Genomic DNA, 25,346 nt, shown 5'->3' on the forward strand with positions numbered 1-25,346 from the left:
CCCCCGGGCGGTCGGTGCGCCGGTGTGCGGCGCGGTCCCCCTCAGGGGACCACCGGGACGGGCCCGCCGCAGTCGGCACGCGGCCGTCCGGGTGACGGGGGCGCTCACCGCCCGGCCCGGCGGAGGCCGGCGCTCGCCGCCCGGCCCGGCGACGAGGCGGTCCCCGGGTCCGGCGGCCAGGACGCGTCCAGCAGTTCGGTGAACGCGGCGGCGGCGCCGGTCAGCTCGACGCGGGAGAACACCGCGAGCGGGCGGGCCCACGGCGGGTCGACGGCGAGCACCGCGCAGTCCTCGCCGACCGCGCCCCGTACGACATGCGCGGGGGCGGTCGCGATACCGACCCCGGCGGCCGCCATCCGGACCGCGGTCGAGGTGTGCTCGGTCCGCACCGCCGTACGCGGTACGAAGCCGGCCTCGCCGCAGACCCAGTCCAGGAACGGCCGGCCGTGCACGACGGCCTCCATCGCGCAGCGCACCCAGGCGCGGTCGGCGAGCTCCTGGAGGCGGACGCTGGAGCGTCCGGCGAGGCGGTCGTCGAACGGGACGACCAGGACGATCTCCTCCTCGCCGATCGGGACGACCGGCCCGGGCCAGTCAGCGGGCGGCGGGCCGACGGCGAGGTCGGCGGTGCCGCGCTCGATCTGTTCCTCCAGCGCCTCCGTGGTGGCGTACTCGTGGAGCACGAGGCCGACGCCGGGGTGCGTGCCGCGCCAGCGGGCGAAGACCTCGGGAAGGATGCCGACGGCGATCGCGTGCACGGTGGCGATGTGGAGTTCGCCGCCCTCCGCGCCGGCCGCGGCCCGCGCCGCGCGCCGGGCCTGGGCGGCGCTGCGCACGGACCGCTCGGCGTGCGGCAGGAAGGCGCGGCCCATCGGGGTCAGGCGCACGCCGCGCGGCAGCCGTTCGAGCAGGGCGCCGCCGACGGCCCGCTCCAGGGCCTTGATCTGGTGGGACAGCGCCGGCTGGGTGACATGGAGCAGCTCGGCGGCCCGGGTGAAGGAGGACTCCTCGACGACCGTGAGGAAGTACTCCATCTGACGCAGACTCATCGCGCCGCTCCCCGCCCTCAGCCATGAACGTTGTGCATCGGCCCCACACAAACATTGCCTTGGACTCATGGCAAGGGCCGGGCGGAGGGTGGGAGTCATGACACAGACGGAGAAGGTGACCGGGACCGATGTGCTGGTGATCGGCGGGGGGACGGGCGGCTACTCGACCGCGCTGCGGGCCGCGGCGCTCGGCATGCGCGTGGTTCTCGTGGAGCGCGACAAGGTGGGCGGCACCTGTCTGCACCGGGGCTGCGTCCCCAGCAAGGCGATGCTGCACGCGGCCGAGCTCATCGACGGAATCGCGGAGGCCCGTGAGCGGTGGGGGGTGAAGGCGACCCTGGAGTCGGTGGACTGGCCGGCGCTCGTCGCGACCCGTGACGACATCGTGGACCGCAACCACCGCGGCGTGGCCGGCCACCTCGCCCACGCGGCGGTGGAAGTGGTGCACGGAAGCGCGGAGTTGACGGGCCCGCGCAGCGTGCGGATCGGCGGGTACGGGGAGGTCGCCGCCCGGCGCGGCATCGTGCTCGCCACCGGGTCGCGCCCGAGGATGCTGCCGGCTCTCGTGGCCGACGGGCGGCGGGTGGTGACCAGCGACGACGCGCTGTTCGCCCCCGGCCTGCCGGAGTCGGTGCTGGTGCTGGGCGGCGGGGCGATCGGCGTCGAGTACGCCTCGTTGCACCGGTCGATGGGGGCCCGGGTCACCCTGGTGGAGGCCGCCGACCGGCTCGTACCGCTGGAGGACGCCGATGTGTCCCGGCACCTGACCCGTGGCCTGAAGAAGCGCGGGATCGATGTGCGGACGGGTGCGCGGCTGTTGGAGGCGACCGTGCTCGACGACGGAGTGCGGGCCACCGTCCGCACCCCGCGCGGCGAGAGCCGCACGGTGGAGGCGGAGCGGCTGCTCGTCGCGGTGGGCCGGGCCCCGGTGACGGACGGTCTGGGGCTCGCCGCCGCCGGGCTGAGCACCGACGAGCGCGGGCATGTGGCCCCTCGGGACTGGGCCCGGCTGGAGACCGCCGTGCCGGGCATCCACGTGGTGGGCGACCTGCTGCCGCCGCCGTCCCTCGGTCTGGCCCACGCCTCCTTCGCCGAGGGCCTGTTGGTGGCCGAGACGCTGGCCGGGCTGCGACCGGCACCGGTGGACTACGCCGCGGTGCCCCGGGTGACGTACTCCGCCCCGCAGACCGCGTCGGTGGGGCTCTCCGAGGCACAGGCCCGTGACGCCGGGCACGACGTCGCGGTCAACACGATGCCGCTGACGGCGGTCGCCAAGGGCATGGTGCACGGGCAGGGCGGCATGGTGAAGGTGGTCGCGGAGCGGGGCGGCCGGGTCCTGGGCGTCCATCTCGTCGGGCCGCACGTCTCGGAGATGATCGCCGAGAGCCAGCTGATCGTCGGCTGGGACGCGGAGCCGTCCGACGTCGCCCACCACGTGCACCCCCACCCGACGCTCTCGGAGGCGGTCGGCGAGGCCTTCCTCACCCTGGCGGGCCGCGGACTGCACCAACAGGCGTGAGAGCGGGCCGGGCGAGCGGCGACGGCCGGGCTACGCGGGCGGCCTGAGCGCGGGTGCGGAGAGCCGGAACATCATCGTGCCGAAGCTCACCTGGTCCCCCTCGCGTACGGAGACCGTCCCCGTGACGCGCTGTCCGTTGACGCAGGTGCCGTTGGTCGAGCCCAGGTCGCGCAGCAGCCACCGGCCCCCGTGCACGGTGAGTTCGGCGTGCGTCCGGGACACGGTCTCGTGGCTGAGGCGCAGCCCGTTGCCCGGATCGCGGCCGATGAGCAGGGGGTGCGGGCTCGGCGCCGGCAGCAGCAGCTTGGGCAGCCGCTCGGCCCACCAGGCCCTGCGCACCCGCTCGGGGAAGCCGGAGACCCCGCCGACGACCCGCATCAGCTGCCGCGACCAGCGGCCCCCGCTGTCCAGATCGGCGGTGAGCGCCTCCAGCTCCTCGGAGCGGTTCGCGGTCAGGGCCACCTCCATGCGCCGCATGAAGGTGTCGTGGGAGAGCTTTCCCTGCGCCGCGCCTTCTCTGAGCACGCCGAGAACACGGTCGCGCTGGGCGTCGGACAGCCGCGCGGGATACGTGTGGAACTCGAAGGAGGACGTCACGGGGTCAATTGTCGGGCCGACCGCCCCAAGGTGTCCAGAACGGCCGCGTCTTCCTCGCTCCTGACCTGCGCGGGACCAGGTCCCCGCACACGCCTCTCACCCGGATATCCAGGGGCGCCCGGGGCGAGACGTTGCTACCGTCTGCCGCCGTGCCGCCCCGGCGACCGCCGGGCGCCCCGCGTAGTCTCTGGAGACTCTGTGCCTGACGCACCACTCGGACTGACCGTCCGTCCGCTCGCCGGACCGGAGGAGCTCGGTCTCTTCCGCCGGCTGTCGTACGTCCTGGACCACGAACTGGCGGACGACCTCGGCTCCGGCCGCCGCCGCCCGGAGTGGATGTGGGTGGCCCTGCGGGGCGAGCGGGTGGTGGCGCGGATCGCGTGGTGGAGCCCGGACGGCAAGGCGCCGCTCCTTCTCGACTTCTTCGACCTCGACGACACCCTGCCCGAGCCCGAGCGCGGCGAAGCGGGCCTGCGGCTGCTGGAGACGGCGAGCGCGGCGGTCGTGCCCGCGGGCGGCCGGCGTCCCGAGTACGGGCGGTACGTGCCGCCGGACTGGCGCGAGGACCCGGTGGTCCGTGACGCCGTCGAGGCCCGGATCCGGGTCATGGAGCGCACCGGTGCCCGGATGCTCGTCGAGCGGCTGCGCCTGGAGTGGCGCGCGGGCACCCCGGTGCCCGCCGGCAGCGGCCGGCTGCGCTTCCGCCCGGTGGCCGGGCGCGAGGACCTCCTCGCGCTGATGGCGCCCGTGATGGAGGGCACCCTCGACGCCCACGGCCAACAGGACCTGGCCTCCGGGCTGTCGGCGCGCCGGGCCGCGGAGAAGCATTACGACGAGGAGCTGGCCGGCTACACCAGTGCGCGCGAGTGGTGGCGGATCGCGGAACTCCCCGACGGTGAACCGGTCGGCTTCGTGATCCCGGCCCGCAACAGCTACAACCCGATCATCGCGTACATCGGTGTGCTGCCCGCGCGGCGTGGTCACGGCTACATCGACGACCTCCTCACGGAGGGCACCCGGGTGCTCGCCGGGCAGGACGGGGTGGAGCGGATCCGGGCCGCGACGGACGTGGGCAACGTGCCGATGGCGAAGTCCTTCGAGCGTCTGGGGTACGTCAACTTCGAGCGCGCGTTCGACATGGTGTGGGACTGACGGAGCCGCCGCCGAGGCGGGCCGCCGGGCCCTCGCCTCCGCCCGCGTCTAGCCGGCGCTCCCGTCCGGACCGGCGTCCTGCCGCTTCTGTTCGCTGATCATGTCGCGGTACCAGGCGTACGAGTCCTTGGGCGTGCGGCGCAGGGTCTCGTAGTCGATGTGGACCAGGCCGAACCGCTTGCTGACCCCCTCGGTCCACTCGATGTTGTCGGTGAGCGACCAGGTGAAGTAGCCGCGTACGTCGACGCCCGCGTCGATGGCCGACCGCAGGGACCTCAGATGGGCGTCGAGGAAGGCGATCCGGCGGCTGTCCCTGGCGGGTTCGTCGATGGCGCAGCCGTTCTCGGTGATGTAGAGCGGCGGGAGCCGGTCGCCGTAGCGGGTGCTCAGCTGGACGAGGGTCTCGCGCAGTCCGTCGGGGACGACGGGCCAGCCGAAGTCGGTCGTCTCGTATCCCTCGATCTCCCGTATCCCGAAGGGCAGTTCGTCGGGCATGTCGAAGCCGGCGAAGGTGTCGAGGGCCTCGGCCCTGGGCGCGCCGACGAGTGTGGGGTTGTAGTAGTTGACCCCGTACCAGTCGAGCGGGGTGGAGATGGTCCGCAGGTCGTCCTCGACCGGGCCGGGCATCAGCGCGGCGAAGTTCTCGTCGGGGTAGCGGCCGCTGAGGAGCGGGTCGGAGAACAGCCGGTTGGTCAGCGTGTCGTACAGGCCGGCGGCGAAGCGGTCCTCCTCGGACTCCCCCGCGGTCCAGACCGGGGAGTGCGATACGGCGATGCCGATGTTGCCGGCCCCCGCCGCGCGCAGTGCGCGTACGGCCAGGCCGTGGCCGAGGAGCTGGTGGTGGGCGGCGGGCAGCGCGTCGAAGAGGAGGGCGCGGCCGGGGGCGTGCTGACCGAGTGCGTAGCCGAGCATGGTCACTTCGGCGGGTTCGTTGATGGTGATCCACATGGGTACGCGGTCGGCGAGGCGCTCGGCGACGATGCCCGCGTACTCGGCGAAGCGGTAGGCGGTGTCCCGGTTGAGCCAGCCACCGGCCTCGTCCAGGGGGAGCGGGGTGTCCCAGTGGTAGAGGGTCGGGGCGGGGGTGATCCCGCGGGCGCAGAGTTCGTCGACGAGGCGGTCGTAGAAGTCGAGCCCCTGGGGGTTGACCGGCCCGCTGCCGCCGGGGACGACGCGCGGCCAGCTCACCGAGAACCGGAAGGCGTCGGCGCCGAGGCCGGCCAGCAGGGCCACGTCCTCGCGGTAGTGCCGGTGGAAGCCGGTGCCGCGCCCGGTGTCGGTGCCGTCCTTGATCCGTCCGGGCTGCGCGGCGAAGGCGTCCCAGCCGGAGGGGCCCTTGCCGTCGGTGTCGGCGGCCCCCTCGGTCTGGAACGCGGAGGCGGAGGCTCCCCAGAGGAAACCGGGTGGGAACGTCGGCACAGTCATCTCGGCCTCCACAACCGTAAGTAAGAGGGAATGCGTATGGCAGAAGCCGGCAGGGCAGTGATCAGAACCAGACCTTAATCGCCAGTAGCGGGCTGGATCCAGTGTCGCCGGTCGGTGATCGCGGCTTCTGCCGACCATGGGCCGGGACGAGGAGACGAGGAGACGCGCATGCTGTTCGACGTATGGGCACCGGATGCGGGATCGGCCGCTCTGCGGCTGGCGGGTGAGCCGCGGTCCATGGAGCGCGACCCCGTACGGGCGGGCTGGTGGACAGCCGACGCACCGGCCGCGGACGGCGACCGCTACGGGTTCGTCCTCGACGGCGGGCCGGTGCTCCCCGACCCCCGCTCGCGCCGCCAGCCGGACGGGCCGGACGGCGAGAGCGCGGTCGTCGACCACTCCGCGTACCAGTGGCGCGGCGACTGGGCGGGGCGCGGGCTGCCAGGCGCTGTCCTGTACGAGCTGCACATCGGCACGTACACCGCCGAGGGCACCTTCGACGCGGCGGCGGCGCGGCTCGGGCATCTGGCCGAACTGGGCATCACCCATGTCTCGCTGATGCCGGTCTGCCCCTTCCCCGGTGTCCACGGCTGGGGGTACGAGGGGGTGTCGCTGTGGGCGGTGCACGAGCCCTACGGCGGCCCTGAGGGGCTGAAGCGCTTTGTCGACACGGCGCACGGGCTCGGTCTCGCCGTCGTCCTGGACGTGGTCCACAATCACCTGGGCCCCTCCGGAAACCACCTCCCCGCCTTCGGCCCGTACTTCACCGAGACCCACCACACGCCGTGGGGCGCGGCGGTCAATCTGGACGCCCCCGGCTCCGACGAGGTTCGGGCGTTCCTGCTGGGCAGCGCGCTGGCCTGGCTGCGCGACTACCGCCTGGACGGCCTGCGGCTCGACGCGGTCCACGCGCTGGCCGACACCCGGGCGCTGACGTTCCTGGAGGAACTGTCGGCGGCGACCGACGCGCTCCGCGCCGAACTGGGCCGCCCGCTCTCGCTGATCGCGGAGTCCGACCTCTGCGACCCCCGTACGACGACGCCCCGCGAGTCGGGCGGCACCGGTCTGCACGCGCAGTGGAACGACGACTTCCACCACTGTCTGCACACCGCGCTCACCGGCGAGTCCCAGGGCTACTACGCGGACTTCGCCGTCGCCCCGCTGGCCGCGCTCGCCAAGACGGTGACGCATGCCTTCTTCCACGACGGTACGTACTCCGGCTTCCGGGGCCGTACGCACGGCCGCCCCGTCGACGTCACCCGCAGCGCCGCCCACCGCTTCGTCGGCTACGCCCAGACCCATGACCAGATCGGCAACCGGGCGCTCGGCGACCGGCTCGCCGCCTCCCTCTCCCCCGGTCTGCTGGCCTGCGCGGCGGCGCTCGTGCTGACCGGGCCGTTCACGCCGATGCTGTTCATGGGCGAGGAGTGGGGCGCCCGTACGCCCTGGCAGTTCTTCACCGACCACACCGATCCGGAGCTGGCCGAGGCCGTACGTAACGGCAGACGGCGGGAGTTCGGCGCGCACGGCTGGTCCGAGGAGGACATCCCGGACCCGCAGGACCCGGCCACCCGGGACCGCTCCTGCCTGGACTGGAGCGAACCCGAGCGGGAGCCGCACGCCCGGCTGCACGCCTGGTACCGCGAGCTGATCACGCTGCGGCGCGCCATGCCCGACCTCTGCGACCCGGATCTGGCGACGGTGAAACCGGCGTACGACGACGGGGCCCGCTGGCTCGCCTTCCGCAGGGGCGATCTGCGGATCGCGGTGAACCTGGACGAGAAGCCCGCCACGATCCCGCTCGGGGGCGGCCGGCACCGCAGCGGCGGGGGCCGGGTGCTGGCCGCCTGGCTGCCGGTCGAGGCGCCCGGCGCGGACGGGGCGCTGCACCTTCCGCCTCAGTCGTGCGTGGTGCTGGCCGACGACTGAGGCGCTACTCGACGATCGCCAGTTCGCGCGCGGTGGCGTTGAGGCGCCGGCCGCCGTCCTCGGTGACGGTCACGATGTCCTCGATCCGCACACCGAACCGGCCCGGCAGATAGACGCCGGGCTCCACGGAGAAGCACATGCCGGGGACGAGCGGCTGCTCCTCGCCCTCGATCATGTACGGGGGCTCGTGGGTGGTGACGCCGATGCCGTGGCCCGTGCGGTGGATGAACCGGTCGCCGTAGCCGAACTCGGTGATGACGGCGCGGGCGGCCCGGTCGATGTCCTGGCAGGCTGCACCGGGCCGGACCGCGTCGCAGCCGGCCTCCTGCGCCTCGCGCACGATGTCGTGGACCCGCTGCTCCTCGGCGGTGGGTTCGCCGACGTGGACCGTACGGGAGGTGTCGGAGCCGTAGCCGTGCTTGAGGCCGCCGAAGTCGAGCACGACCATGTCGCCCCGCTCGATGGTGCGGCCGCCCGCCTCGTGGTGCGGGTTGGCGCCGTTCGGCCCGGAGCCGACCACGGTGAAGTCGACCTGGGAGTGCCCGTACTCGGTGAGCAGCCGGGCCAGATCGGCGGCTACCTCGGTCTCCGCGCGGCCGGCGAAGCGGACCTTGAGGATCTCCTCGTACGTGGCGTCGGCGGCGGCGCCCGCCGCGGAGATCCGCTCCAGCTCGGCGGCGTCCTTCACGGCGCGCAGCATCGGCAGCGCCTCGGTGAGGGAGGCGTACGAGGTGCCGGGCAGGTGCTGCTGGAGGCCGAGCAGATGCATCGCCCAGGCGTTGTCGCTGATCCCGAACCGCCCCTTCGCGTCGAGCAGCGGCGCGGTGACGGCGTACGGGTCCTTGCCGTCCGTCCAGTCCCGCAGGGTCAGGGCGGGCGCGCCGACGGCGTGCTCGGCGTCCGGCGCCTCCAGCGTCGGTACGACCAGGACGGGGTCCTGCCCGGCGACGAGGACGAGAAGGGTGAGCCGCTCGGTGACCGCGATGGGCCGGTACCCCGTCAGATAGACCAGATCGGGTCCGGGCGCGACCAGCACTCCCGCGAGTCCGGCGGCGGCGGCGCTCTCGGCGGCACGCGTCATCCGGGCCCGGTAGTCGTCGGCGGTGAACGGCACGGGCTGGTTCGGGCTGGGCATGCGGGACCTCCTGGCGGCACGGAACGGCTCCCTGCATCCTGCCGGTACGGGCCGCCGGACGCGAGCGGTCAGGGGCGGTGGCCGTGCGGTTCCTCCCGGGTTCCGGGACCGAGCGGCTGCCCGAGCCGTACGACGAGGTCGGCCCGGTCGCGGCCTCGGGCGACGAGCCGGGCGTTCGCCTCGTCGGAGCCGGCGACCCAGCGCTCCGCGTACGGCCGGGGCTTCCCGAACCGCACATGCCGGTCGACGAGCCTGTGGATCCGTACGTCCTGGTCGAGTTCCAGGTACCACGCCTCGTCGAGCAGCGGGCGCACCGCCGCCCAGCCGCCGTCCCCGTGCAGCAGGTAGTTCCCCTCGGTGATGACCAGCGGAACGTCCGGACCGACCGGGACCGACCCGGCGACCGGCTGCTCCAGGGCCCGGTCGAACGCGGGGGCGTACACGACGGTCCCCGGTTCCGGTGCCCGCAGCCGCCGGAGCAGGGCGGCGTACCCGGCGGCGTCGAAGGTGTCGGGCGCGCCCTTGCGGTCCGCCAGGCCGAGCCGTTCCAGTTCGGCCTGGGCGAGGTGGAAACCGTCCATGGGCACGAGCACGGCGAGCGGCCCGAGGGCGTCGGCCAGTTGCCCGGCGAGGGTGGACTTCCCGGCGCCGGGCGGACCGGCGATTCCGAGGACGCGGCGCTTCCCGGCCAGGGCGAGCCGACGGGCGCGGGCCGTCAGCCCGGTGAGGTCACTGGTGTCCATGGCGGATATTGTCCCGCTACGGGCCCGGCGGCCTCCCCGACCCGGTCCTTGAGCAGGTGGCCGATGCCCTATCGGGCCCGGAGCCCCGCGGCCGGCGCCTCAGCCCGTCCCGCGCCCGAGACCCACGCCTCCCGCCGCGCCCGCCAGCGCGTCCAGCACCGGCGCGATCAGCGGATGCGCCTCCGCTCCACGGCGTACCGCCGCGAACACCCGGCGCGTCGGGGCGCTGCCGTGCACCGGGCGGACCACCACGCCCGTCAGGGCCATTCCGCGCAGCGCGGATCTCGGGACCAGGGCCACTCCGGCATCCGCGCCGGCCAGTGCGACCACCGCGTGGAAGTCGTCCGATGAGTGTTCGAGGCTGGGCTCGAAGCCCGCGTACTGGCAGGCCAGAACCACCACGTCATGGCAGGGGTTGCCCGGGTAGGGGCCGATCCAGGTGTCCTTCGCCAGATCGGCGACCGCCACCTGCTCCTGGTCCGCCAGCCGGTGCCCCACCGGGAGCACCGCGTCGAACGGTTCCGAGTACAGCGGCACCCGGGTCAGCCGGCGGTCGTCCTCGCCCGGTGCGCCCCGGTACTCGACGGCTACGGCCACATCGACCTGGCGGTCCAGCACCATCGGGACGCTCGCGTCGCCCTCCGCGTCCTGGACCCGGACGCGGATGCCGGGTGCGGACACGCCGAGGGCGGTGATCGCGGGGGCGAGGACCAGGCCGATGCCGGTGGCGAACGCGGCGACCGTGACCGTCCCGGCGTCACCCGCGCTGTAGGCGGCGAGCTCCGCCTCCGCCCGCTCCAGCTGGGCCAGCACCGCGTTGGTGTGGGTCAGCAGGATCTCCCCGGCGGCCGTGAGCCTGGCCCCGCGCGCGTTGCGCTCGACCAGCCGGTGCCCGGTCTCCTGCTCCAGCGCGGCCAGCTGCTGGGAGACCGCGGAGGGGGTCAGGTACAGCGCGGCGGCCGCGGCGGTCACCGTGCGGTGATCCGCCACCGCACGCAGAGTGCGCAGCCGCCGTGCATCGATCATGTGCCCTATTGTCCCAGGTCGCGGAGGGAGTCCGGGACGCCCTCCGCGACGGGGGCCTACTCCCCCAGGGCTGCCCGCGCGTCGACGAACGCGTCGACCGCGCGGTTCACGTCCGCCGTGGAGTGCGCGGCGGACAGCTGGACGCGGATACGGGCCGCGCCCTGCGGGACGACCGGGTACGAGAACCCGATCACGTACACACCGCGCTCCAGGAGAAGCTCCGCCATCCGGCCTGCCTTCGCCGCGTCCCCGATCATCACGGGGGCGATGGCGTGGTCGCCGGGCAGGACGTCGAAGCCTTCCTCGGTCATCCGGGTACGGAAGAGCGCGGTGTTGGCGTTGAGCTGCTCGCGCAGGTCACCGGCGGACTCCAGCAGGTCGATGACCTTCAGGGAGGCCGCCGCGATGACCGGGGCGAGCGAGTTGGAGAAGAGGTACGGGCGTGAGCGCTGGCGCAGCAGCGCGACGATCTCGGCGCGGGCGGCCACGTAACCGCCGGAGGCGCCGCCGAGCGCCTTGCCGAGCGTGCCCGTGATGATGTCGACGCGGTCCATCACGTCGTGCAGCTCGGGCGTGCCGCGCCCGCCGGGGCCGACGAAGCCGACGGCGTGCGAGTCGTCGACCATGACCATGGCGTCGTAGCGCTCGGCCAGGTCGCAGATCTCGCGCAGCGGTGCGACGTACCCGTCCATGGAGAAGACGCCGTCGGTGACGACGAGGCGGCGCCGGGCCCCGGACGCCTCCTTGAGCTGCTGCTCCAGGTCGGCCATGTCGCGGTTGGCGTAGCGGAAGCGCTTGGCCTTGCACAGCCGGATGCCGTCGATGATCGAGGCGTGGTTGAGGGCGTCGGAGATGACCGCGTCCTCCGGGCCGAGGACGGTCTCGAAGACACCGCCGTTGGCGTCGAAGCAGGAGGAGTAGAGGACGGTGTCCTCCTGGCCCAGGAAGGAGGAGAGCCGCTGCTCCAGCTCCTTGTGGACCTCCTGGGTGCCGCAGATGAAGCGGACCGAGGCCATGCCGTAGCCCCAGCGGTCCAGCGCCTGGTGCGCGGCGGCGATCACGTCGGGGTGGTCGGCGAGGCCCAGGTAGTTGTTGGCGCAGAAGTTGAGCACCTCACCGGGGCGGCCTCCCGCGGTGACGGCGACGGTCGCGGACTGCGGGGTTCCGATCACGCGCTCGGGCTTGTGCAGCCCGGCGGCCTCGATCTCTTCGAGGGTGGTGCGCATGTCGTCGCGTACGGAGTCGAACATGAAGGAGTCTCCCAGCTGGGTACGGAAGCGGCCGGACGGAGGCGGCAGAGCGGAGGCGGCGGGACGGAGGCGGCCGGACGGAAGCGGCCGGAGGTCAGACGGTCCAGTCGAGGATGACCTTGCCGCCGAGTCCACTCGCCGCGTCGTCGAAGGCCGCCTCGAAGTCGCGGTAGCCGTAGCGGCCGGTGATCACGGGGGCGAGGTCGAGGCCGCCCTCCAGCAGGACGGACATGGCGTACCAGGTCTCGTACATCTCCCGGCCGTAGATGCCCTTGACCGTGATCATGGAGGTGACGATCCGGGACCAGTCGACGGCGAAGTCCTCGGACGGCAGTCCGAGCATCGCGATGCGGCCGCCGTGCGTCATGTTCGCGATCATGTCGCGCATCGCCTCGGGGCGGCCGGACATCTCCAGGCCGATGTCGAAGCCCTCGCGCAGTCCGAGCTCCCGCTGCCCGTCGGCGATGGTCTGCTCACCGACGTTGAGGGCGAGGCTCACACCGACCTTGCGGGCCAGTTCCAGCCGGGCCTCGCTGACGTCGGTGATGACGACGTTACGGGCACCGGCGTGCTTCGCGACGGCCGCGGCCATGATGCCGATCGGGCCGGCGCCGGTGATCAGTACGTCCTCGCCGACCAGGGGGAACGACAGCGCGGTGTGCACGGCGTTGCCGAACGGGTCGAAGATCGCGGCGACGTCCAGGTCGACGGGGACCCGGTGCACCCACACGTTGGACGCGGGCAGTGCCACGTACTCGGCGAACGCCCCGTCGCGGCCGACGCCGAGCCCCACGGTGGAGCGGCAGAGGTGGCGGCGTCCGGCCAGACAGTTGCGGCACTTGCCGCACACCAGGTGGCCCTCGCCGCTGACCAGGTCACCGACGGCGATGTCCACGACGTCGGACCCGATCGCGGCGACCTCGCCGGCGAACTCGTGACCCAGGACGAGCGGCGTCGTGACCGCCTGCTGCGCCCAGCCGTCGTAGTTGCGGATGTGCAGGTCGGTACCGCAGATGCCGGTACGGAGCACCTTGATGAGTACGTCCGAGGGGCCGGTCTCCGGCTCGGGAACGTCCATCAGCCAGAGTCCCGGCTCGGCCTTCTGCTTCACGAGTGCCTTCACGGCTGCGGCTCCCTGTACCTGGTACGGCGTTGATCTCCCCGGGCCGGGGGCATGCCTGAGGAAGCCTGCGGCCCGGGGAAGAATGAGGGGACGGCGTGGCAGCGCGCTTCGACCGGCCGCCGCGCACCATCCTCCGCCGTCACGGAGAAATCTGCCGCACCACGCGCCCCAGGTCCATCGAGGATTTCTTAAGCGCGGCCGCAGCTCCGCTTCACGCCCGCGCCTGAGGCGCTCGATCCGCCCCGGTCAGCGGCGCGGCCGGCCGGCGGCCGTGTTCCGGCGGCATGACTCCGTCCTCCGCCGCCCAGACGACGAGCGCCGGCCGGTCGAAGGTGCGCGAGGCCTCGCAGGAGGTGATGACGGCGGGCCCCGTCACACAGATCCGTAGGGGCCCAGGAAGCGGGCGCGGCCCCTGTCGACCCGGTAGAGGAATATCCCGTCCTCGAGCCGCACCTGGTGGGTGTCGTAGAAGGACAGCCGCCGGGTGATGCCCTGGTAGTCGGTGCGCAGGATCCGCTGGGCCACACCGCCGCGTGCGGCGTCGGTCGCGCTGGTGGCGCGGCCCGCCTGCGCGATGAGGCCCACCGCGTCGTACGCCTCCGCGGACCAGGTGGCGGGCGGCGCACCGAACTTCTCGCGGTACGCGGCGGTGAAGCCCTTCGCGGCGGGCAGCGCCGCCGGGTCGGTGTACGCCTCCGCGAACACCCAGCCCTCGGCGGCCTTGCCCGCCTCCCGGAGGAAGGCGGGGCCGAGGACGGGGCCGGTGGACAGTCCCGTCCCGGTGAATCCGGCGGCGGCCAGGTCGGTGGCACAGCGGGCGCCCCGGGCGGCCGACGACCCCGCGTAGACGACCGCCCCGGCCTTGACGGCGACCGCCGCACGGGCGGCCGGGGCGAAGGTGTGGGCGGTTGCCGCGACGGTGTGCACGGTGAACGTGGTCCCGTTCAGGGCCTTCGGCAGCCGGTCCCTGATGACCCAGCTGCTCTGCGGGTCCGCCCGGTCCTCGATGACGACCTGCTCGACCGGCCGGACGCGGGACAGGTAGTGGGTCAGCCCGATGGCCAGCGACGCGTCGAACAACCGCAGCACGCACAGGGACCTGGCGGTGGACCACTCGGCGGTGGTGGACCGGGCCGCGACCACCACCTGGGCGAGGCCCGCCTTCTCGTACCGGCTGACGATCGCTTCGGCCGCGACCTCCGCGGTCGGGCCGATGACGGCGAGCACCCGCGGGTCGGCGGTGATCCGGTCGGCGACCTGTCGGGCGCGGGTGGCGTCACCTGCGTCGTCCTCGGTGCGCAGGGTCAGCGTGAAGGCCTTGTCCGTACGGGAGTTGTGGTCGTCGACCGCGAGCCGGGCGCCTCGCTGGTGGGCGAGGCCGACGGCTTTCCCCGGTCCTGTCAGGTCCGCGTGCAGGGCGATCCGGTACGCGGGAACCGCGCGGGGAGCGGCTCCCGTGCCGCCGCCCCGGACGACGGTCACCCAGGCGGCGGCTCCCCCGCCGGTGAGGAGGACGGCGCCGGCGGCGCCCGCGGTGAGGACGCGGCGCCGGGACGGGCGCGGCGGTCCGGGGTCCTGGACGACCGTGGGCGGTTCGGGGTCCGGGAGGGCGAGTACGGCGGCGGCGCGCTCGGCGACCACGGTGGCCAGCCCCGGTACCTCCCAGCCGGTGCCGCCGTCCGCCAGCCGCGCCGCGAGCTCCCGCGCCGTCGGCCGACCGCCCGGGTCCTTGGCCAGGCAGGTGGTGACGAGGGACAGCAGTCCGGGCGGGAGCGAACCCAGGTCCGGCTCGCCATGCACGGTACGGAAGAGCACCCCGGCCGCCGCGCCGTGGCCGAACGGCCGCCGTCCGGTCGCCGCGTACACGAGGACGCAGCCGAGCGAGAACACGTCGCAGGCCGGTCCGACCGGTCCCGCCGAGGCCTGCTCGGGTGCCAGGTAGCCGGGCGTGCCGATCACCGCACCGGTCGCGGTGAGCGCGGTGGCACCCTCGTGGCGGGCGATGCCGAAGTCGATGAGCCGGGGGCCGTCGAGCGCGAGGAGGACGTTGCCGGGTTTGACGTCGCGGTGCAGGAGACCCGCCTCGTGCACCGCGACGAGGGCCCCGGCGAGGCGGGCGCCGAGGCCCCGGACCGTGGCCTCGGGCAGGGGTCCCCGTTCCTCGACGGCCTCGCCCAGTGAGGGGCCGGGCACGAACGCGGTGGCCAGCCATGGCTCACGGGCCTCCGTGTCGGCCCCCGTGACCGGGACCACCCACGGACCGGTGATCCGGGCCGCGGCCTCGGCCTCGCGCCGGAACCGGGCCCGGAATCCGGGGTCGGCGGCGTGCTCGGCGCGGATCACCTTCACGGCGGCGAGCGCCCCGCCCGCCGAACGGGCGAGGTAGACCACCCCCATTCCGCCGGCGCCGAGCCGGGCCAGGGTGCGGTACTCGCCGATGGTGCGCGGGTCCTGTGAGCTGAGCGGCCGCACGACGGGTCAGGTCTCGGTCTTCGGCGCGGCGCCGAGGTAGGCGTAGCTCCCGTTCCGCACGCCGTACAGATGGGCGTCCCGGCTCTTGAGCTGGTGGCCCTCGTCGAAGGCGTACGTCCGGGCGATTCCCTTGTACGAGGACGCGGCGATCCTCGCCACGAGCGCGGTACGCGTCGGGCGCTTCGGCCGGCCGGCCGGACCCTTGGCCAGGGCGGTCACGGCGGCGATCACCAGCCCGGCCACGTCGTACGCCTCGGCGGCCCAGTGCGCGGGCGCGGCGCCGTACGCGGTGCGGTGGGCCGCGACGAACTCCTTGGCGGCGGGCGCCGCAGGATCGATGTAGGGCGCGGTGAACTCCCAGCGCTCGGCGGCGTCCCCGGCGTCCCTGAGGAAGCTCGCGTCCATCGCCGTGTGCATGGCCATCCGGGGTCCTTCGAAGGGGGTGGCCGCGAGGGCGCGTGCGGTACGGGCGGCCCCGGCCGCGTCGCCCGCGTAGAAGAAGGCGTCACTGGCGTGCCCGAGCATGTCCTTGACGACGGGGGCCAGGTCCTGTGTGCCGGCCGGGATCACGCGCGGATAGGTGGTCGCGGTGGTGAGCCGGCCGGTCATCAGGTTGGTCAGGTAGCCGACCTGGTAGGCGGACTGGCCGCCTGCCCGGTCGAGCAGCACTCCGAGCCGTTCGACGTCGGGCCGGAGCACCAGCCGGTTGATGATCGGCTGGGCCAGTACGGCTTCGGAGGGGGCCGCCTGGAAGAAGGACTTCCTGGACCGGGCGGCGTAGGTGATCTGGAGCGAGGACACGGTGATGACGGGCAGCATCGCCTCGTCGTACGCGGTGAGGACGGCCTCCGTGGCGGGGTCGCCGGTCGGGCCGACGACGGCGAGCACGTCACGGTCGCGGGCGAACCGGTCGGCGACCTTGACCGCGCGGGTGGTGTCGCCTCCGTCGTCGAGTGCCTTGACGGTCAGCGTGAAGGGTCTGTCCTTGCGGGAGTTGAACCGCGCGACGGCCAGCCGGACCCCGCGCTCCTGCGCCTGTCCGGCGGCCTTCCGCGGTCCCGACAGATCCGCCTGCACCCCGATGGTCCAGGACGGCTCGCCGGATTTCGCCGCGGCGTTGTCCGTGTCGTGGGTCAGCCACTCCCGGACGGCGAAACCGCCGCCCGCCGCCACCACCGCTCCGGCTCCGGCTCCGGCGAGCAGGAGGACCTTGCGTCGCCCGGGTCCGGTGCCGGGCGGCGCGGTCCCTTCCCCGGCGACCGTGGGGTCGATGTCGGGCAGGTCGAGCATGGCGGCGGACCGGTCGGCGATCAGGGCCACCACGTTCTCGGGCAGCCAGGCGATGGAGCCGTTCGGGGCGTCCTCGGCGATCCGCGCGTCGAGTCCGGCGGCGGTGGGCCGTGCGTCGGGCTCCTTGGCCAGCAGGGCGGCGAGCAGCGGGCGGAGCTCCTCGTCGTCGATCCCGTCGAGGTCGGGTTCGTCGTGGACGGTCCGGTAGAGCAGTGCCTCGACGGCGCCGCTGCCGAACGGCGGCCGCCCGGTCGCGGCGTATGCCAGGAGGCAGCCGAGGGAGAAGACGTCGCTCGCGGGACCGGCCGCCGTGCCGCCCCCGGTGGCCTGTTCGGGCGAGAGGAAGCCAGGTGTCCCCACGACGACGCCGGTGGCGGTGAGCGCCGTGGCGTCGGCGGCCCGCGCGATGCCGAAGTCGATCAGGCGCGGCCCTTCGGCCGTGAGCAGGACGTTGCCCGGTTTGACGTCACGGTGCACGAGTCCGGCGGCGTGCACGGCGGTCAGCGCGCGGGCGAGCAGCCGGCCGAGCACCCGGACGCTGCTCGCGGGCAGCGGGCCGCACCGGGCGACGGCCTCGGACAGTGCGGGCCCGGGGAGGAACGCCGTTGCCAGCCAGGGGTGTTCGCCCTCCGTCTCGGCGCCGGTGACCGGAACCGCCCATGGGCTGTCCACCCGGCGGGCGGCCTCGACCTCGCGGCGGAACCGGGCCCGGAAGCCGCCGTCCTCGGCGTACTCCGGCAGGATCACCTTGATCGCGGCCAGTGCCCCGGCGTCCGTGCGGCCGAGATAGACGACGCCCATCCCGCCGGCGCCGAGCCGCCCGAGCAGACGGTGTCCGCCGATCCGTGCGGGGTCGGTGGGACGCAGCTGTTCCATCATGCTCTCCGCTCCCTCAGCTCTGCTTCTCGACAGCGGACTTGAGCCGCAGCAGCATGGTGGACTGAGCCTGGTTCGTGAAGGTGTCGATCTCGTTCTCGCTCCAGCCCTTGGCCCCCTTGCCGGTCGTGGCCACGGTGAACTGGAGGTTCTGCGACTGATACCAGGAGTACGGGTACGGACCGCCGCCGAGCTCCGCGTTCTGGTACTCCCCGGTCTCGGACAGGGAGTCCTCGGAGTTGTTCTGGGTGCTCTCCCCCTGTGCCAGCGAGGCGGCGATCATCGACCCGATCAGCTCCCCCTTCCGCAGCTGCTGCGTGGGGCAGCGCATCGTCTCCTCCACCGATTCGGCCATCTCCCACCGGGCGTCCGCGCGGGCGCGGTGCACGGTGACGACGGCGGAGAGCCGCATGGGCCCCTTGCCGCCCGCCGCGGGCACCTCGAAGGAGCGGCTGAGGGTGGCGAGCACACTGGACATCGGCTTCTTCTGCTGCCAGACGCAGTCGGTGCCGAGGACGGGCCAGGTCGCCGGATCGCTCTCGTACGGGCTGCGCTTGACCACACCCGGCCCGAAGGTGGCGGGGTCCGCGATGACCCGGCCGATGAGGTCGAGCGCCTCCTCGCGGGACGCGGGCAGCCTGGCCGGGTCCGCGTCGATGGCCGAGGTGTCCCCCGGCTCCGACTCGGGTTCCGCACTGGAGCTGCCGCTCGCGGAGGCACTTCTCCCCTGCCCGTCCGGACTCCCGCCACCGCTGGAGCACGCCACCAGCACCAGTGGAACCAGCACCAGCATTCCGTACCTGCGCATCGGCCCGCCACACGCCACGATCAGCCACCCCGTCTCCCCGAAGACCACCCCGATCCTATGATCGCGGGGCCGTACGGAGCAGTGACATACCAAACTGTTGCACCATCAAGACGCGCTCGCAGCACCGCACTTACCGTCTCGCACGGCTGCGGTTCACCATCCCCAACGGCTGCGGCCCACCGTCCCGGACGGCTGCGGCCCACCGTCCCGGACGGCTGCGGCGCGGGGCGCGCACGGCCCGCCGATCGGGTGACGCCACCGATCGGGTGAGGCCCGCGGAACCCGCCGCCACCCCTCGTACCTGATCAGCCCCGTCCGGATGGCCGGTCCCAGGGGCCTGCTGTCCACTGGGGCCGACGGCCCCGCTCGTGCGGCCGCGCGCCGCCCGTGCGGGCGGCCGGATGAACATGAGGAGCCCCGATGAGACGCCACACCAGGACGGCCGCTGCGCTGGCCTCCGCACTGCTGATGGCCGCCGCCGCTGCCGGATGCTCCGACAGCGGATCCGGCAGCGGCAGCTCCAGCGGTACGGATACGGGCAGCCGGAACAGCGGCCAGGTCGACGTGGCCGCCGCCTCCACGTCCCCCAGCCCGTCCAAGTCCCCCGCCCCCACGGTCTCCCTCAGGAAGGGCACGTACGGCAAGACCCTGGTGAACGCCAAGAAGATGACGCTCTACGTGTTCGACAAGGACACCAAGAACAAGTCCGCGTGCACCGGCGCCTGCGCCAAGGCATGGCCGCCGCTGCTCGACACGAAGGCGCCGACCGCGGGCAGCGGGGTCAACGCGAAGCTGCTGAAGACGACGACCCGCAGCGACGGCAAGAAGCAGGTGACCTACAACGGTCACCCGCTGTACCTCTTCGACGAGGACCAGAAGGCGGGCGACACCAAGGGGCAGGGCGTCAACGCCTTCGGCGCCAAGTGGTACGTCATCAACGCCAAGGGCAAGCAGGTCACGACCAAGCCGACGGCCAAGCCCACGGCCAAGCCGACAAGCAGCACCGGCAACGGTTACTGATCCCGGCCGGTCCGGCCCACGCACCCCGGAGACGCCATGCCGTTCTCGTTCCGTACCGGCCGGACGCGGTTCGCCGTGACCGCCGCCGCCTTCTCCGTCTGCCTGACGGCCCTCACGGGCTGCTCGGACAGTGGCGGCGGGGGCGGCGGCAGCTCATCGGCCCCCGCCACACCGCCCTCGCCCCCGTCCGCGTCCTCGTCTCCGTCCGCGTCGCCTCCCTCGTCGTCCGCTTCGTCCCGGCCGCCCGCCGGCCAGGTGAAGGTCAGCATCAAGGACTTCAAGTTCCGGCCCGCCGACCTGACCGTCGCCCCCGGCGCGAAGATCACCGTGACCAACAACGACACGACCACGCACACGATGACGGCGACGAAGGGCAAGGCCTTCGACACCGGCGACATCGCGCCAGGCAAGTCGGCCACGTTCACCGCTCCGTCGAAGGCGGGCGGCTACCCGTACGACTGCACGATCCACCCCTTCATGACGGGGACCCTCACCGTCAAGTGAGCCCCGGTCGCCGCCCCCGGCCCACCGGTGCGAATGGAGCCGAAAATGTCCTCAGAAGTCCCCACCACGCCTGCGACCCCCACCCCCGCGCACGGGGACGGTACCGGCCGCTTCCTGCGCGGTGCGGCCCGGGTGCTCGCCTCGGCCGGTCTCGCCGTGGACGCCTATCTGCACGCACACCTGGCCGGGCAGTACGACGCCGTCTCGGCCGACATCAGCCAGGGCACGCTGTTCCGGATCGAGGCGGGCATGGCAGCGCTGGCCGCGCTCCTCGTCCTGGTCTGGCGACGGTGGCCGTCCGACCTGTTCGCCTGGTCGGTCGCGACCGGCGGAGTCGCGCTCCTGCTCATCTACCGGTACGCGGACATCGGCGCCTGGGGCCCGTTCCCGAACATGTACGAGCCGGTCTGGTTCGGCGAGAAACGGGCCACCGTCGTGGCCCAGGCGGTCGCGATGGTCGCCACGGTGTATCTGCTGCTCTTCCGGCCGCGCCACCGGACCCGCGACGGCCATCGGCACTGACCGGCCGTCGGTCAGTACCTACGGATTTCGGACATCCGAGGAGACCGTGATGAGGATCGGGCCCGAGAGCCCCGTCGCCGCCCGGATCGAGTCCGCGAACACCTCCGTCGTCCACGCGGCCACGTCCGTCGACCACTCGCGCACGTCGCAGCGGAAGGCGAGCGCCCGGCGCAGGCCCTCGGCCTGCACCACTCCGGCGAGGGGAAGCGCAAGGCCCGCGGTCATCGCGCCGGCGGGCCTGAGGAGCTCAACCGCCATGTGCCGGTACGTGCGGTCGAGCGCCGCGTCGCGGATCTCGGCGGCCCGCGCGCCGAGGTTCGCCGATGGCAGGGCGGAGACGGTGACCGTCAGCGAATCCGCACCGGACGGGTCGGCGAGGGCGAACCAGTCCGCCACCTCGGCGAGCTCGACGCGGGCGTCCCCTGCCCGATGCAGCGGCACGAGGGCGTGGGCGCCGGTGAGGCGGACGGTGCCGACGCGGCGCAGCGCGTCCGAGAGGACCGTGACGACGGGCAGTACCGGGAGGCGGCGGGCGCGCTGCCGCTTCCCCGGAGCGTTCACGGGCCGGGGAAGCGACGAGTGCAGCCAGGCCAGCTGACGGATCTGCCCGTCCTGCGTCCAGTCGCCGCCGGCGTCGTTGTGGTCCCAGAGGTTGCCGGCGGGCTTGTCCGTGAGAGCGGTGGAGCTCCAGGCGTAGGCGGACGCCCGCTTCACGGCGAGGCCGAAGACGTCCTCCTCGAGGTCGAACTCGGCGCTCACCCGGTCGATCCAGGGATGCCGGTCCAGCACCCCGTGAAGTCCCACGATGAGGGTGGCGCCCGGACCGGTGTCACTCATGGTCGTACTCCTGGATCAAGCGGGTGGGACGGTAACCAGGGAATCAGACACCGCACTTGACCGTGACCGGCTTCGTGTACGCCTTCTCCGGCGAGTCGGCCACACCGATGAGATCGACGTCGATCTTGGTACGCCACTGACGCTTGTTGTGGTTCGCACACTTCTTGCGCGCGACGACCCGACGGGCACTGCCGCCGTTGCCGGACTTGAGGTTCTTCGGGCATCGTACCGACGCTCATCTCGACCGGTCGGCCTCGTACAGCGCAGAATGCCTGTTACTGGATTCGTGGTCGCCCGTACTGTCTGTGTATGAGCGCCCAACGCCACCCCACGGCCTCCTGGCTGCTGCCAACTGCCGAAATCCGCTCGTCACCGATTGAGGGCAAAGGCCTCTACGCCACAACCGACATCCCCGCCGGCACCGTGGTGATGCGCCTCGGCGGCGCCCTCATCGACGACATGGCTCTCGCGGCTCTTACGCCCCCCTACAGCAGCCTCACCGTCGAACCGGGAGGCCACCTTCTCCTCGATCCCGCCCACCCGGTCCGCTACGGCAACCACTCCTGCGACCCGACCCTGTGGCACGCGGACGCCACCACCCTCACCGCTCGCCGCCCGCTGTCTCCCGGTGAGGAACTCACCGTCGACTACGCCACCCACACCGGCTACGAGCCCTGGACCATGACGTGCCGCTGCGGCACCACCGCCTGCCGCAACACAATCACCGGCGCGGACTGGCGACTGCCCAACCTCCAGCACGCCTACGCAGGCCACTGGTCCCCGCCACTGCGCGACCGGATCCGCGCCCTTGCAAACGGTGACGGACGTTAAAAAAAACAAGCTCAGGGGAGTCGGTGATCGGCGACAACGCCGCAGGTGTGCGCGCCCAGCCCCGCGACGACGCCCCCCCAAAGCGGCCGGTCGGCCTAGGAGTTGTCCCGCGGCCAGGGCCGCCCGTCGAGGCGTTCGATGTCGCGGTTGAGCCGGGCGAGGTTGTCCGCGAGCTGGCTCGCCTCCTCGGGGGTCCAGTCGGCCAGCAGCGTGCCGAGGCCCTCCAGGTTCTCCGACCGGTCACGGTCCAGGCGCCGCGCGCCCTCCTCCGTGATGACGAACTTCCGGGCGATGCCGCCCTCCGGGTCGGGAATGCGCTCGACGACACCGGCCCGCAGCATGGCGGCGGTCTGCCGGTTCAGCGTGGAGGCGTCCAGACCGAAGGCGTCCCGGAGGTCACCGATGGACATCGGGCCCTCGACCTGGATGCGGCTGAGGAGAATGTAGGCGCTCCGGTCGAGCCGGCCGTCTCCCCTGGAAGCGAGCAGATTCATATGGCGGCCGAGAAGCATGGTCTCGAACTCGATCCGGTCCACGGGCATGTCCACGCGAGGCTTCCTTCGACTGCGGGTGCGGGGCCTGCCTCCCTGCCGGGAAGGCCACCTCTCTGTACAGATATACCACGGATTGTATGCATACTGCACTGCGTGTGTATAACACACTGCGAATGCATGGTACACATCGCTTGCCCTCGCCACCCGAACAGGTCGCCCCGTTCCCGCGAGGGCGGAACGATCCGCTTCCGGGTCGGACCACCGCCGCGGCCTTAGACTCGCCGAATGGCGAAGTATTTCGATGTACACCCCGAAAACCCCCAGCCGCGCACCATCACCGGCGTGGCCGAAAGCATCCGCTCGGGCGCGCTCGTCGCGTACCCGACGGACTCCTGTTACGCGCTGGGGTGTCAGCTCGGCAGCCGTGACGGCATCTCCCGCATCCGCTCGATCCGCAACCTCGACGACCGCCACCACTTCACGCTCATGTGTCAGAACTTCGCCCAGCTCGGGCAGTTCGTGCACATCGACAACGACGTGTTCCGCGCGATCAAGGCGGCGACGCCCGGTCAGTACACCTTCATCCTTCCGGCGACGAAGGAGGTGCCGCGTCAGCTGCTGCACCCGAAGAAGAAGACCGTCGGCGTCCGCATCCCCGACCACGCCGTCGTCCAGGCCCTCCTGGAGGAACTCGGCGAGCCGCTGCTCTCCAGCACCCTGCTCCTGCCCGACGAGGAGGAGCCGATGACCCAGGGGTGGGAGATCAAGGAGCGCCTCGACCACGAGGTGGACATCGTGGTCGACTCCGGCGACTGCGGCACGGAGCCGACCACCGTCATCGACTTCTCCAGCGGCGAGATGGAGATCGTACGCCGGGGAGCGGGCGACACCTCCCGCTTCGAGTAAGGACCTGACGGGGCGGCGGCCCGGTTCAGCACAACAGGTCCAGTTCCACGGCGACCGTCTTTCCCGGTAGGCGCTCCAGCACCACCCACCGGTCCGCCAGCGCCTCGACCAGCACCAGTCCATACCCGCCGACGGACCCGGGCGGCGGTTTCACGACCTCCCCGGGGCCCGGCGGGCGGCACTCGCCCCGGGTGTCGGAGACCTCGATCCGGAGGGTGCCGAGCGTCTCCGGACTCCCGGCGGCCATACCCAGCAGCAGTTCGAAGTCTCTTCCCGGTACGCGGCCGTGCGTCGCCGCGTTGGCTGCCAACTCGGACACCAGCAGCGCGGCGGTGTCGGATACGTCCGAGCGGTACGGGATGCCCCAGACGTGCAGCTGATGAACAGCGAGCCTGCGGGCGAGCCGCGCCCCTCGGGGTGTGGAGCTGAACCGCTGCACGAACAGCCTCTCGGTGCGCGGCCGGTGGGGGGTGACGGATGCTTCCATGCGGGACAGCGTGCTCGGCCGGGACTCGTGCGACCAGCCACAGAACCCGTACGGTAAGTCAGCGTACGGGTACGGAGAGTGGACAGTGTGCGTGACGATGCGTGACCATGGACGGGTTGCGGACCGGGGACGAGCGCACGGAAGGTGGCCGCACATGGCCGATGGTACGGGCGGTACGGGTGGTACGGGTGGACTGACGGGGGCCTGCGGTGAGCCCGAGTCCTCGGACAGTCTCAAGGCGTTCGGGGAGGTGCTCAAGGTCCTGCGCAAACGGGCCGGCCTCACCCAGGAGGAGTTCGCCCCACTGGTGAGCTACTCGCTGCCGATGGTCGCCTCGATCGAGCAGGGCCGCCGATTCCCACCGCCGACGTTCGTGGAGCGGGCCGAGGTCGTGCTCGACGCGTTGGGGGTACTGAGGGCGGCGGCAAAGCATCTGTCGCGGCGGCCGGGCCTGGCGAGCTGGTTCCGCCAGTGGGCACGGCTGGAACAGGACGCGATCGCGCTGAACACGTACGAATGCCGGTTGGTGCCAGGTCTGTTGCAGACGGAGGCATACGCGCGGACGCTGTTCGTCGAGCAGCTTCCGCCGCTGGGCGATGACCAGATCGAGGCGCACCTCGCCGCCCGGCTGGAACGGCAGGAACTGCTACGGAAGCGGCCCAACACCGCCTACAGCTTCATCCTGGAGGAACACCTCCTGCTGCGCAGGACGGGCGGCGACGCCGTGGCCGCCGGACTGATCGAGCACCTGTTGGAACTGTCCTCGCTCCGGAACATCGAGATTCAGATCATGCCGCTGGTACGCGAGAGTCACGCGGGGCTGCACGGCCCCATGCAGCTTCTGGAGACACCTGAGAACCGGTGGTTCGGCTACTGCGAAGGGCAGGAGAGCGGCCAGTTCATCTCGGAGTCCAAAGTCGTCAGCATGCTCCAAATGCGATATGCCAGGATGCGTTCGCAGGCTCTCTCACTGAAGGACTCCGTGAGCCTGTTGCGGCGGATGCGAGGAGCATTATGAGCACCACAGAACTGTCCTGGTTCAAGAGCAGCTACAGCAGCGGCTCCGGCGACTCCTGCGTCGAAGTCGCCCTGTCCTGGCACAAGTCCAGCTACAGCGGCGGCTCTGGCGACTCCTGCGTAGAGGTCGCCACCTGCCCCACCACCGTCCACATCCGGGACTCCAAGGTCGAAGAGGGCCCCCAACTCGCCCTCTCCCCCGCCTCCTGGACGAACTTCGTCACGTACGCGGTCCAGGGCTGAGCCTGGTCACGGCGAGCGTCGCGTGTGACCCCGCACGCGGGCGCCGCCGCCGACGAGGCTTCGTCGGCGGCGGCGCGAGGTCGGCGCGGTG

Annotated in this window: 25 protein-coding genes; 10 read left to right on the forward strand and 15 right to left on the reverse strand. The window is 72.5% G+C overall.

Going from position 1 to position 25,346, the window contains the following annotated elements; all coding sequences use genetic code 11:
- Window positions 1-104 precede the first annotated feature (104 nt).
- The gene (locus ACZ6S6_RS08380) at window positions 105-1,049 is read right to left on the reverse strand and encodes a LysR family transcriptional regulator (protein ID WP_469704410.1); all 945 of its coding nucleotides are present in this window, start codon (window positions 1,047-1,049) and stop codon (window positions 105-107) included.
- Window positions 1,050-1,146: 97 nt separating this feature from the next.
- Here ACZ6S6_RS08380 and lpdA point away from each other — a divergent pair, with 97 nt between their 5' ends.
- Window positions 1,147-2,568 (forward strand): dihydrolipoyl dehydrogenase, encoded by a 1,422-nt coding sequence (lpdA, locus tag ACZ6S6_RS08385; RefSeq protein ID WP_469704411.1) that lies wholly within the window; start codon window positions 1,147-1,149, stop codon window positions 2,566-2,568.
- A gap of 30 nt (window positions 2,569-2,598) precedes the next feature.
- On the opposite strand, the gene ACZ6S6_RS08390 is transcribed toward lpdA, so the two are convergent.
- Window positions 2,599-3,165, reverse strand: coding sequence for an FHA domain-containing protein (locus tag ACZ6S6_RS08390; protein WP_469704412.1), 567 nt, complete (start codon window positions 3,163-3,165; stop codon window positions 2,599-2,601).
- Between the two features lie 198 nt (window positions 3,166-3,363).
- Here ACZ6S6_RS08390 and ACZ6S6_RS08395 point away from each other — a divergent pair, with 198 nt between their 5' ends.
- Window positions 3,364-4,317 carry a GNAT family N-acetyltransferase gene (locus ACZ6S6_RS08395; RefSeq protein ID WP_362954807.1) on the forward strand — a complete coding sequence of 318 codons (954 nt, stop codon included), beginning with the start codon at window positions 3,364-3,366 and terminating at the stop codon, window positions 4,315-4,317.
- 48 nt (window positions 4,318-4,365) lie between these two features.
- On the opposite strand, the gene ACZ6S6_RS08400 is transcribed toward ACZ6S6_RS08395, so the two are convergent.
- On the reverse strand, window positions 4,366-5,742 hold the full coding sequence (locus tag ACZ6S6_RS08400; protein ID WP_469704413.1) for a GH1 family beta-glucosidase: 1,377 nt from the start codon (window positions 5,740-5,742) through the stop codon (window positions 4,366-4,368).
- A 168-nt stretch (window positions 5,743-5,910) separates the two neighbouring features.
- Between ACZ6S6_RS08400 and treZ the strand changes: the two genes are divergently transcribed.
- Window positions 5,911-7,671 (forward strand): malto-oligosyltrehalose trehalohydrolase, encoded by a 1,761-nt coding sequence (gene treZ, locus ACZ6S6_RS08405; protein ID WP_469704414.1) that lies wholly within the window; start codon window positions 5,911-5,913, stop codon window positions 7,669-7,671.
- Window positions 7,672-7,675: 4 nt separating this feature from the next.
- On the opposite strand, the gene ACZ6S6_RS08410 is transcribed toward treZ, so the two are convergent.
- The 9 genes from ACZ6S6_RS08410 to ACZ6S6_RS08450 all read right to left on the reverse strand — a co-directional run bounded on the left by ACZ6S6_RS08410 (window position 7,676) and on the right by ACZ6S6_RS08450 (window position 18,379).
- Window positions 7,676-8,806: an aminopeptidase P family protein gene (locus tag ACZ6S6_RS08410; RefSeq protein ID WP_362954813.1), complete on the reverse strand. Its 1,131-nt coding sequence runs from the start codon at window positions 8,804-8,806 to the stop codon at window positions 7,676-7,678.
- A gap of 68 nt (window positions 8,807-8,874) precedes the next feature.
- A complete protein-coding gene (locus ACZ6S6_RS08415) occupies window positions 8,875-9,549 on the reverse strand; it encodes a nucleoside/nucleotide kinase family protein (RefSeq protein WP_469704415.1) in 675 nt (224 codons plus the stop codon).
- 99 nt (window positions 9,550-9,648) lie between these two features.
- Window positions 9,649-10,575, reverse strand: a complete 927-nt coding sequence (locus ACZ6S6_RS08420) for a LysR family transcriptional regulator (RefSeq protein WP_362954817.1) — start codon at window positions 10,573-10,575, stop codon at window positions 9,649-9,651.
- Between the two features lie 56 nt (window positions 10,576-10,631).
- Window positions 10,632-11,825, reverse strand: a complete 1,194-nt coding sequence (locus ACZ6S6_RS08425) for a glycine C-acetyltransferase (RefSeq protein WP_362954819.1) — start codon at window positions 11,823-11,825, stop codon at window positions 10,632-10,634.
- A 94-nt stretch (window positions 11,826-11,919) separates the two neighbouring features.
- Window positions 11,920-12,948: an L-threonine 3-dehydrogenase gene (gene tdh / locus ACZ6S6_RS08430; protein WP_469704416.1), complete on the reverse strand. Its 1,029-nt coding sequence runs from the start codon at window positions 12,946-12,948 to the stop codon at window positions 11,920-11,922.
- Window positions 12,949-13,159: 211 nt separating this feature from the next.
- Window positions 13,160-13,324, reverse strand: a complete 165-nt coding sequence (locus ACZ6S6_RS08435; protein ID WP_362954823.1) for a hypothetical protein — start codon at window positions 13,322-13,324, stop codon at window positions 13,160-13,162.
- On the reverse strand, window positions 13,321-15,420 hold the full coding sequence (locus ACZ6S6_RS08440) for a bifunctional serine/threonine-protein kinase/ABC transporter substrate-binding protein (protein ID WP_469704417.1): 2,100 nt from the start codon (window positions 15,418-15,420) through the stop codon (window positions 13,321-13,323). Before ACZ6S6_RS08440 ends, ACZ6S6_RS08435 begins: the two co-directional genes overlap by 4 nt.
- Before the next feature lie 6 nt (window positions 15,421-15,426).
- Window positions 15,427-17,586, reverse strand: a complete 2,160-nt coding sequence (locus ACZ6S6_RS08445) for a bifunctional serine/threonine-protein kinase/ABC transporter substrate-binding protein (protein WP_469704515.1) — start codon at window positions 17,584-17,586, stop codon at window positions 15,427-15,429.
- Between the two features lie 16 nt (window positions 17,587-17,602).
- Window positions 17,603-18,379 carry a hypothetical protein gene (locus ACZ6S6_RS08450; RefSeq protein WP_469704517.1) on the reverse strand — a complete coding sequence of 259 codons (777 nt, stop codon included), beginning with the start codon at window positions 18,377-18,379 and terminating at the stop codon, window positions 17,603-17,605.
- Between the two features lie 435 nt (window positions 18,380-18,814).
- Here ACZ6S6_RS08450 and ACZ6S6_RS08455 point away from each other — a divergent pair, with 435 nt between their 5' ends.
- Genes ACZ6S6_RS08455 through ACZ6S6_RS08465 form a run of 3 tightly spaced genes read left to right on the forward strand, consistent with a single transcriptional unit; the run spans window position 18,815 to window position 20,440 of the window.
- The gene (locus ACZ6S6_RS08455; RefSeq protein WP_469704418.1) at window positions 18,815-19,414 is read left to right on the forward strand and encodes a COG4315 family predicted lipoprotein; all 600 of its coding nucleotides are present in this window, start codon (window positions 18,815-18,817) and stop codon (window positions 19,412-19,414) included.
- Window positions 19,415-19,450: 36 nt separating this feature from the next.
- Window positions 19,451-19,918 carry a cupredoxin domain-containing protein gene (locus tag ACZ6S6_RS08460; RefSeq protein WP_469704419.1) on the forward strand — a complete coding sequence of 156 codons (468 nt, stop codon included), beginning with the start codon at window positions 19,451-19,453 and terminating at the stop codon, window positions 19,916-19,918.
- A gap of 45 nt (window positions 19,919-19,963) precedes the next feature.
- Window positions 19,964-20,440, forward strand: coding sequence for a hypothetical protein (locus ACZ6S6_RS08465; protein ID WP_469704420.1), 477 nt, complete (start codon window positions 19,964-19,966; stop codon window positions 20,438-20,440).
- 18 nt (window positions 20,441-20,458) lie between these two features.
- On the opposite strand, the gene ACZ6S6_RS08470 is transcribed toward ACZ6S6_RS08465, so the two are convergent.
- On the reverse strand, window positions 20,459-21,277 hold the full coding sequence (locus tag ACZ6S6_RS08470; RefSeq protein ID WP_469704421.1) for a hypothetical protein: 819 nt from the start codon (window positions 21,275-21,277) through the stop codon (window positions 20,459-20,461).
- Window positions 21,278-21,586: 309 nt separating this feature from the next.
- On the opposite strand from ACZ6S6_RS08470, the gene ACZ6S6_RS08475 reads away from it, so the two are divergent.
- On the forward strand, window positions 21,587-22,108 hold the full coding sequence (locus ACZ6S6_RS08475) for an SET domain-containing protein (RefSeq protein ID WP_469704422.1): 522 nt from the start codon (window positions 21,587-21,589) through the stop codon (window positions 22,106-22,108).
- A gap of 95 nt (window positions 22,109-22,203) precedes the next feature.
- Here ACZ6S6_RS08475 and ACZ6S6_RS08480 read toward each other — a convergent pair whose 3' ends face one another.
- Window positions 22,204-22,656, reverse strand: a complete 453-nt coding sequence (locus tag ACZ6S6_RS08480; protein ID WP_362954838.1) for a MarR family winged helix-turn-helix transcriptional regulator — start codon at window positions 22,654-22,656, stop codon at window positions 22,204-22,206.
- Between the two features lie 231 nt (window positions 22,657-22,887).
- On the opposite strand from ACZ6S6_RS08480, the gene ACZ6S6_RS08485 reads away from it, so the two are divergent.
- Entirely contained in the window at window positions 22,888-23,508 is a 621-nt protein-coding gene (locus ACZ6S6_RS08485) for an L-threonylcarbamoyladenylate synthase (RefSeq protein WP_469704423.1), read from the forward strand.
- Between the two features lie 25 nt (window positions 23,509-23,533).
- Here the strand turns inward: ACZ6S6_RS08485 and ACZ6S6_RS08490 are convergent, their stop codons facing one another.
- Window positions 23,534-23,995 carry an ATP-binding protein gene (locus ACZ6S6_RS08490; protein ID WP_362954842.1) on the reverse strand — a complete coding sequence of 154 codons (462 nt, stop codon included), beginning with the start codon at window positions 23,993-23,995 and terminating at the stop codon, window positions 23,534-23,536.
- A gap of 154 nt (window positions 23,996-24,149) precedes the next feature.
- Here ACZ6S6_RS08490 and ACZ6S6_RS08495 point away from each other — a divergent pair, with 154 nt between their 5' ends.
- Both ACZ6S6_RS08495 and ACZ6S6_RS08500 read left to right on the forward strand, forming a co-directional pair.
- Window positions 24,150-25,013: a helix-turn-helix domain-containing protein gene (locus ACZ6S6_RS08495; RefSeq protein ID WP_362954843.1), complete on the forward strand. Its 864-nt coding sequence runs from the start codon at window positions 24,150-24,152 to the stop codon at window positions 25,011-25,013.
- Window positions 25,010-25,255 carry a DUF397 domain-containing protein gene (locus ACZ6S6_RS08500; protein WP_362954845.1) on the forward strand — a complete coding sequence of 82 codons (246 nt, stop codon included), beginning with the start codon at window positions 25,010-25,012 and terminating at the stop codon, window positions 25,253-25,255. Before ACZ6S6_RS08495 ends, ACZ6S6_RS08500 begins: the two co-directional genes overlap by 4 nt.
- Window positions 25,256-25,346: the final 91 nt, after the last annotated feature.

It is taken from the genome of Streptomyces sp. NPDC048671 (assembly GCF_055587045.1).

Excerpts from the sequence above, each read along its gene's own strand:
- ACZ6S6_RS08380 (WP_469704410.1), bottom strand. The coding sequence starts at position 1,049 with ATGAGTCTGCGTCAGATGGAGTACTTCCTCACGGTCGTCGAGGAGTCC.
- ACZ6S6_RS08410 (WP_362954813.1), bottom strand. The coding sequence starts at position 8,806 with ATGCCCAGCCCGAACCAGCCCGTGCCGTTCACCGCCGACGACTACCGG.
- ACZ6S6_RS08495 (WP_362954843.1), top strand. The coding sequence starts at position 24,150 with ATGGCCGATGGTACGGGCGGTACGGGTGGTACGGGTGGACTGACGGGG.
- ACZ6S6_RS08470 (WP_469704421.1), bottom strand. The coding sequence starts at position 21,277 with ATGAGTGACACCGGTCCGGGCGCCACCCTCATCGTGGGACTTCACGGG.
- ACZ6S6_RS08415 (WP_469704415.1), bottom strand. The coding sequence starts at position 9,549 with ATGGACACCAGTGACCTCACCGGGCTGACGGCCCGCGCCCGTCGGCTC.
- ACZ6S6_RS08455 (WP_469704418.1), top strand. The coding sequence starts at position 18,815 with ATGAGACGCCACACCAGGACGGCCGCTGCGCTGGCCTCCGCACTGCTG.
- ACZ6S6_RS08400 (WP_469704413.1), bottom strand. The coding sequence starts at position 5,742 with ATGACTGTGCCGACGTTCCCACCCGGTTTCCTCTGGGGAGCCTCCGCC.
- ACZ6S6_RS08420 (WP_362954817.1), bottom strand. The coding sequence starts at position 10,575 with ATGATCGATGCACGGCGGCTGCGCACTCTGCGTGCGGTGGCGGATCAC.
- ACZ6S6_RS08450 (WP_469704517.1), bottom strand. The coding sequence starts at position 18,379 with ATGCTGGTGCTGGTTCCACTGGTGCTGGTGGCGTGCTCCAGCGGTGGC.
- ACZ6S6_RS08475 (WP_469704422.1), top strand. The coding sequence starts at position 21,587 with ATGAGCGCCCAACGCCACCCCACGGCCTCCTGGCTGCTGCCAACTGCC.
- ACZ6S6_RS08485 (WP_469704423.1), top strand. The coding sequence starts at position 22,888 with ATGGCGAAGTATTTCGATGTACACCCCGAAAACCCCCAGCCGCGCACC.
- treZ (WP_469704414.1), top strand. The coding sequence starts at position 5,911 with ATGCTGTTCGACGTATGGGCACCGGATGCGGGATCGGCCGCTCTGCGG.
- ACZ6S6_RS08445 (WP_469704515.1), bottom strand. The coding sequence starts at position 17,586 with ATGGAACAGCTGCGTCCCACCGACCCCGCACGGATCGGCGGACACCGT.
- lpdA (WP_469704411.1), top strand. The coding sequence starts at position 1,147 with ATGACACAGACGGAGAAGGTGACCGGGACCGATGTGCTGGTGATCGGC.
- ACZ6S6_RS08465 (WP_469704420.1), top strand. The coding sequence starts at position 19,964 with ATGTCCTCAGAAGTCCCCACCACGCCTGCGACCCCCACCCCCGCGCAC.
- ACZ6S6_RS08460 (WP_469704419.1), top strand. The coding sequence starts at position 19,451 with ATGCCGTTCTCGTTCCGTACCGGCCGGACGCGGTTCGCCGTGACCGCC.
- ACZ6S6_RS08425 (WP_362954819.1), bottom strand. The coding sequence starts at position 11,825 with ATGTTCGACTCCGTACGCGACGACATGCGCACCACCCTCGAAGAGATC.
- ACZ6S6_RS08500 (WP_362954845.1), top strand. The coding sequence starts at position 25,010 with ATGAGCACCACAGAACTGTCCTGGTTCAAGAGCAGCTACAGCAGCGGC.
- ACZ6S6_RS08490 (WP_362954842.1), bottom strand. The coding sequence starts at position 23,995 with ATGGAAGCATCCGTCACCCCCCACCGGCCGCGCACCGAGAGGCTGTTC.